This is a genomic window from Bacteroides salyersiae WAL 10018 = DSM 18765 = JCM 12988 (assembly GCF_000381365.1).
In the GTDB taxonomy this organism is placed as follows: Bacteria; Bacteroidota; Bacteroidia; order Bacteroidales; family Bacteroidaceae; genus Bacteroides; species Bacteroides salyersiae.
The window spans coordinates 1,349,970-1,356,423 of sequence record NZ_KB905467.1; the positions used below are offsets into that span (position 1 = coordinate 1,349,970).

At 49.4% G+C, this 6,454-nt stretch carries 4 protein-coding genes; all 4 read left to right on the plus strand.

Annotated elements, in window-relative coordinates; genetic code table 11:
* Positions 1-3 precede the first annotated feature (3 nt).
* Positions 4-774 (plus strand): class I SAM-dependent methyltransferase, encoded by a 771-nt coding sequence (locus tag HMPREF1532_RS16960; protein WP_005932244.1) that lies wholly within the window; start codon positions 4-6, stop codon positions 772-774.
* 10 nt (positions 775-784) lie between these two features.
* On the plus strand, positions 785-2,287 hold the full coding sequence (locus HMPREF1532_RS16965) for a polysaccharide deacetylase family protein (RefSeq protein WP_005932246.1): 1,503 nt from the start codon (positions 785-787) through the stop codon (positions 2,285-2,287).
* 64 nt (positions 2,288-2,351) lie between these two features.
* Entirely contained in the window at positions 2,352-3,575 is a 1,224-nt protein-coding gene (locus HMPREF1532_RS16970) for a glycosyltransferase family 2 protein (RefSeq protein ID WP_005932248.1), read from the plus strand.
* Positions 3,576-3,617: 42 nt separating this feature from the next.
* Positions 3,618-6,374 carry an ATP-binding protein gene (locus HMPREF1532_RS16975; protein WP_005932250.1) on the plus strand — a complete coding sequence of 919 codons (2,757 nt, stop codon included), beginning with the start codon at positions 3,618-3,620 and terminating at the stop codon, positions 6,372-6,374.
* Positions 6,375-6,454: the final 80 nt, after the last annotated feature.

Sequence of the window (6,454 nt, forward strand, 5' to 3'; positions counted from 1 at the left end):
AGTATGAAAAGAAGAACACCATACGACAGAGATAATTTGCACATAAAAAAGAGAGACTGGGTATTGGAAGTCGGTCCGGGACACAACCCGTCTCATCGCGCCAACGTTGTAACTGAAAAGTTTACAGACCAGAATTATCACCGATGTGGAGATATGAAGATCTATCCACACCAGATATTTGCCAATGCGGATGGTGAAAACTTACCGTTCAAAGACAAAGAGTTCGATTATGTCATCTGCAACCAAGTGTTGGAACATGTAGAGAATCCCGAAAAATTTATCAGCGAACAATGCCGGGTAGCATCCCGGGGATACATGGAAACTCCCAGCCTGTTGGGGGAATTTCTATTTCCGAAGAAATCGCACCGATGGATTATACTGGATATAGACAACAAACTCGTACTCTTTGAGAAAAGTAAAATGCCCGACCATTATGAAAATAACTATGGTGAGCTATTCCTGAATTACCTGCCTTACCAATCGTTGATATACAAGCTGCTCTGGTTTACCGAAGGAGACCTGATGCTGAACCGGTACGAATGGGAAGAAAAAATCGATTTCATCGTAAACCCGACGGATGAATACTATCTGCGCTTTTTTACCAAGCCGTGGAACAAAGAGATGGTAAGGAAACTATACCCGCCACGTAGTCCTTTTAAGGAATTACACAAGACCTTTGCTGCGTTATGGTATATCATGTGGACCAAATTCAGGCACAAATTCTTTGAACGCCACCAACCTATACTTTTAAGCGAATATATGAAAAATAAATAAAGCTACAAATATGAACCATAAACTGATATTTTATTGTATCTGTATGTTGCTGTTCACCTCCTGCATAAAACAAATCAACTTGTATACCGGAGATGATGAACAACATGAAGGCGGCAATAATGATGATGACAAGGAAAAACCTCAGGAACAGACCTATCTTTATCCTTTCGGCAACGAAGTGCAGGGAGATATCACAGCCGGCATCTTCATAAAGGTAAAGGATGCCCCACAAGTTCCACTGGAAGCCGGTATGCCTTGTTTGAAATACAACAAGCCGCTTCTGCTGCTGTTGGTGCAGGACGACTGCAAGCAATCGGCCTACTGCCGCACGTGGGCCGCCATCAACGGAAAGCCGGTATCCAATTCCGACCCGTATCCCACCCCCACCGTTCAGGAACCGGATAAAACGGCACAACTATATTACAACTCCGCCCATCTGAGAAAAGGAGACCTTCCACCCAATGTACTCCCTGCCGTCCGCACTTTGGGAAGCACTGACGGAACGGGGAAAGAGGTCAGGTTCGCATTCACCACCACCCTGTCCGCAGAAGAAGAGTGGATGGACCAAGACGTGGATGTGAATCCCGGATACGAGAAGGATTATTACCGCTTTTTCATGAAAAGAGGGCTGAACTGGGACGAAATAAAAGAGATGCTGAACTACGGTGTCGGAATCGCCTTTCATGATGTAATGGCCGAAAACGTAAACGACGTGGAGGAAATCAAACAGCATTACGGCATAGCGCAAAGCAAAATACAGGAACAACTGGCAGGGAGAAAATGCAAGATGCTGGCCCGCCCTAATGGAAACGACACCTATATAGATGCCGCCCTGCAATATGAAGATATCCGAACCATGGCAACCGAATCGAACGGAGAAGACTTATACCCGTTCAGAGCAATAGAGAGCCTGGACAAAGTGGCGCTCAACAGATCGTTCGAAGAGGTACAGGAAAACATAAAAGACGAAATACGGCAGCAACGAAGAGCACCCGAGAGGAACCGCAAAGCCGTCCATATAGGCGTGCACAACACCGACAATGACTGGATAAAGTTGCTCGAATGGATCAATGATAACTACGGGAAAGACGGTGACGACTCCGTCTGGTTCCCCTCACAGGAAGAGTATTACGAATACAATTATTATCGCACGCACGGAAATGTGAAAGTCGAACAGACTGACGAACATACCATCAAGCTGACCGTACACTTGCCAATCGGGGAATGCTTCTATTACCCTTCGGTCACCGTCAATCTGAGCGGTCTGAAAAAAGAAGATATCGTCTCCGTCGAAACGGATGATGCCGTCAGCGGGCTTTCCTACAATAACTTCGAAGAAGGAATCATGCTGAACATCGACTGCCGGAAACATTTGGCAGAACATGCCACCCACTTTGTAGAGCAATACGAGAAAGACCGAAGCAATGCCTCCAACAAAGCGGATGCCCTCTACTTCGTGGGGATGCTGAAAGACTCGGAAAGAAAAACCGCATTACTCAACAGAATACAATAAAAATAATTATCCGGCAGAATAATATAATGAAACAGATATGCCATGAATACAAAAAATATATACCATGAATAATTCCCTTTGGATCGAAATCATCTTTTGGACAGCCCTTTTCATCGTGTTCTACACCTATTTAGGCTATGGCATCGTGCTCTGCCTGCTCGTCAAGCTCAAAGAGCTTTTCGTGAAGCCCGTGAGACGCGTGCTGCCGGCAGCAGACCGGGATCTGCCCGAAGTGACCCTTTTCATCACCGCCTTCAACGAAGCGGACATCGTAGACGAAAAGATGGCGAACTCCCTCGAACTGGACTATCCCGAGGAGAAACTGCACATCGTGTGGGTGACGGATGGCAGCGACGACGGCACGAACGAGCGTCTGCGCACCCGTTGGGAAGGGAAAGCCACCGTCTTCTTCCAACCCGAACGGCAGGGAAAAACCGCCGCCATGAACCGGGGGATGAAACTGGTGGATACCCCTATCGTCGTGTTCACCGACGCCAACACGATGGTGAACCGGCAGGCGGTCCGCGAAATCGTGCTCGCCTTTGAAGATCCGCGCGTAGGCTGCGTGGCCGGAGAAAAACGCATTGCCGTACAGGCAAAAGACAATGCCGCCTCCGGAGGAGAAGGCATCTACTGGAAATACGAATCCACCCTGAAAGCGCTCGATGCACGGCTGTACTCCGCCGTAGGAGCTGCGGGAGAATTGTTTGCCGTGCGCCGGGAGCTGTTTGCAGAAATGGAACGCGACACGCTGTTGGACGATTTCGTACTGTCGCTGCGCATCGCCATGCAAGGATACATCATCGCCTACTGCACGGAAGCATATGCCATCGAAAGCGGTTCGGCAGACATGCGCGAAGAAGAAAAACGGAAAGTACGCATCGCCGCCGGCGGACTGCAATCCATCTGGCGGCTACGCCCCCTGCTGAACCCGTTCCGCTACGGGATACTGAGCTTCCAGTACGTATCCCATCGGGTGCTGAGATGGTCCGTCACCCCCTTCCTGCTGTTCCTGCTGCTGCCGCTCAATGCGCTGCTCCTGCTGATGAAGGGGCTTGCAGGCGATTCCTGCACCTTATACGGTGTCCTGTTGGTACTTCAAATCCTGTTCTACGTCCTCGGCCTGTGGGGTTACTATCTGTCTACCAAACAGATAAAGAACAAGCTCCTGTTCATCCCCTACTACTTCCTCTTCATGAACGTCAACGTACTGAAAGGAATCGGCTACCTGAAGAAAAAACGCGGAACAGGCGTGTGGGAAAAAGCCAAAAGAAGTTCCGAATCATGATTCATAAGTCATAAATCATAAATCCTATAAATCTATACACACATGAACAGAATATTGCATCATCCGCAAAACGCCCGGAGAATTCTCCGGATAACGGCCGATACAATGCTATTGGTCTCGCAGGAAGGCGTTTGCATAGACATCGACACACACAGCGATCTTTGGTTTTTGAAGGAGGAGCTCCTCCTGGGAAAGAACGTATTCGACCTGTTGCCCCTGCACACGCGGGAGAAGCTGGTACCGACTTTCCGGAGCGTGGTCGACGAACAAAAAACCGTCAGCCGGAATTACAGGCTGGAGCTGCCGGACGGCACCTATTATTTCAAGTGCATCATGCATCCGTATGACGACATGGTGCTATGCCAATACCGGGACATCACTGCACGGAGCAACGTCAAGCTGCAACTGGAACGCACAAACCGCGAGCTGAAAGCCATCCAGAAAGCAGCACAGATCGGCCGGTGGAAATATGCCAGCAATGAACGCATCTTCTACTATCAAGGCTATACCGATATCCTCTGTTCCGAAGAATTGCAGTCCATCCCCATCGACCGCTATTGTGAGCTGGTGGTGGAAGAAGACAAGGCCGTGTTTGCCCAATGGCTCGAGAACAACGAACGGCAACCCGACGAGAATGGCGCAAGCTACCGCATCAGCCACAAAGGCAGCATCTATTACCTGCAAATCCAGACCTGCGTCCGGGAGGAACAGCCCGACGGCACGTACTATATAGAAGGCTATATACAGAACGTGACGGACATACAACGCCACCGGAATGACATCAACACCCTCACACATGCCATCGACAATGCCAAAGAGAGCATATTTGCCGCCCGCGAAGACGGCACGCTGATATTTACCAACAGGCTGTTCCGGCAGAACCACAGGATACAGAGCGACCGGGAACTCAGCTCTTATAAGATTTACGAGTTGGCAGGAGACATGTCCGGCTCGAATGCCTGGCAACGCAGATGTGAACAGACGAAAGAGAAAAACTACACCGACTTCATCGCCTATCATCCGGTGCCGGACAATACGGAAATACAAGCTTTTGAAGGGACGATGTATCATGTCACCAGTGATGAGGGCGAGGTCAGTTATTGGTCGTTCACGCATGACATTACGGAACGCCTGCGCTACGAGTCGCAGATCAAACGGCTGAACCGGATCATGGACACCACGATGAAGAATCTCCCGGCAGGCATCGTTGTGAAAGATATCAATAACGACTTCCGCTACGTATACCGCAACCGGGAAGCGTATAATCAGGAAGCATCTGACCGGAAAATATCTGATCAGGAAGCATCCGATCATGGATCATACAGTCAAGGATCATCCAGCCGGAAAATATCCAATCAGGAAGTCAGCACGGAAAATGCCATCGGTAAAAACGATTTCGATTATTATCCGCCGGAACTGGCCGAACAGAAACGGAAAGAGGACATGGAAATTGCAGCCACCGGAACAGGCAAACACTGGATATTGGAAGGCAAAGACGAAAACGGCAACCTCCTCATTCTGGACAAACAGAAGATAAAGGTAGACAGCAAAGACTTCTCACCGGTCATCATCAGCATCGAATGGGACATCACCCAACTGGAACTGATGAAACGCGAACTGCAGGCCTCCAAAGAGAAAGCAGAAACATCGGACAAGCAGAAATCGGCTTTCCTTGCCAACATGAGCCATGAGATACGCACTCCGTTGAATGCCATCGTAGGTTTCTCCCGCATCATCGCCGAAAGCGAAGATGCCGACGAGAGGAAAGCATACTACGAAATCGTAGACGCCAACAACGAACGGTTACTGCAACTCATCAACGAGATACTCGACCTGTCGAAAATCGAATCGGGCATCGTGGAGTTCTCCTCCGGCCCCGTGAAACTGCACAAGCTCTGCAAAGAGATATACGATGCACACATATTCCGTACACCGGACGGAGTGGAACTGATCTATGAACCATCGGACGAGATACTTGTTATCGATTCGGACAAGAACCGCATCTTCCAGGTGATTTCCAACCTGATAGGAAACGCCTTTAAATTCACCAAAGAAGGGAGCATCAGCTACGGATACCGGCGGGAGGGCGAACGGATCGTTTTCCATGTGACGGACACCGGCACGGGCATTGCCCCCGACAAGGTGGGAAAGGTCTTCGAACGTTTCATGAAGCTGAACAGCACCGCACAAGGCACGGGGTTGGGGCTTTCCATCTGCAAAACGATCATCGAACGGCTGGGTGGCGGGATCTCCGTAACCTCGGAGCCGGGCAAGGGAAGCACATTCAGCTTTTGGCTACCGGCAAAGGAGGTAGAGAATCCGGAAGATACCTGTCCGGAGCTATTTGCCGATGCCCCGCCCGCAAACCCGGAAAACGGCAATCCGGGAGGTGCCAATTCGGGAGGTGTCAAGCCTACCCTCCTCATCGCCGAGGATACAGACAGCAATTACGAACTGCTGCATGCCATTCTCGGAAAGATGTATAACTTGGTACGTGCCCGGGATGGCATGGAAGCCGTTACCTTATTCGATGAAATCAAACCGGATCTGATTCTGATGGATATCAAAATGCCGAATCTGAATGGCCTGGAAGCTACAAAAATCATCCGCGAACTTTCTCCGGAAGTGCCTATCATCATGCAGAGTGCATTCGCCTACGAATACGACCGGAATGCCGCCAAGGATGCCGGTTGCAATGAATTCATAACGAAGCCGATAGCACAGGACAAGCTGAAGATGATAGTGAAAAGGCTGCTTTATTCAGTTAAAAGCCTTGTCCAGTTGAAAGTTGAGAGTTGAAAGTTGAAAATTACTATGCAGCGTGGCAGTATTTGTTCAGTTGAAAATTGAGAGTTGAAAGTTGAAAGTTACTATGCAGC

What these genes read in the sequence shown, in the direction of transcription:
- HMPREF1532_RS16960 (WP_005932244.1), top strand. Translation starts at nt 4, where the DNA reads ATGAAAAGAAGAACACCATACGACAGAGATAATTTGCACATAAAAAAG.
- HMPREF1532_RS16970 (WP_005932248.1), top strand. Translation starts at nt 2,352, where the DNA reads ATGAATAATTCCCTTTGGATCGAAATCATCTTTTGGACAGCCCTTTTC.
- HMPREF1532_RS16975 (WP_005932250.1), top strand. Translation starts at nt 3,618, where the DNA reads ATGAACAGAATATTGCATCATCCGCAAAACGCCCGGAGAATTCTCCGG.
- HMPREF1532_RS16965 (WP_005932246.1), top strand. Translation starts at nt 785, where the DNA reads ATGAACCATAAACTGATATTTTATTGTATCTGTATGTTGCTGTTCACC.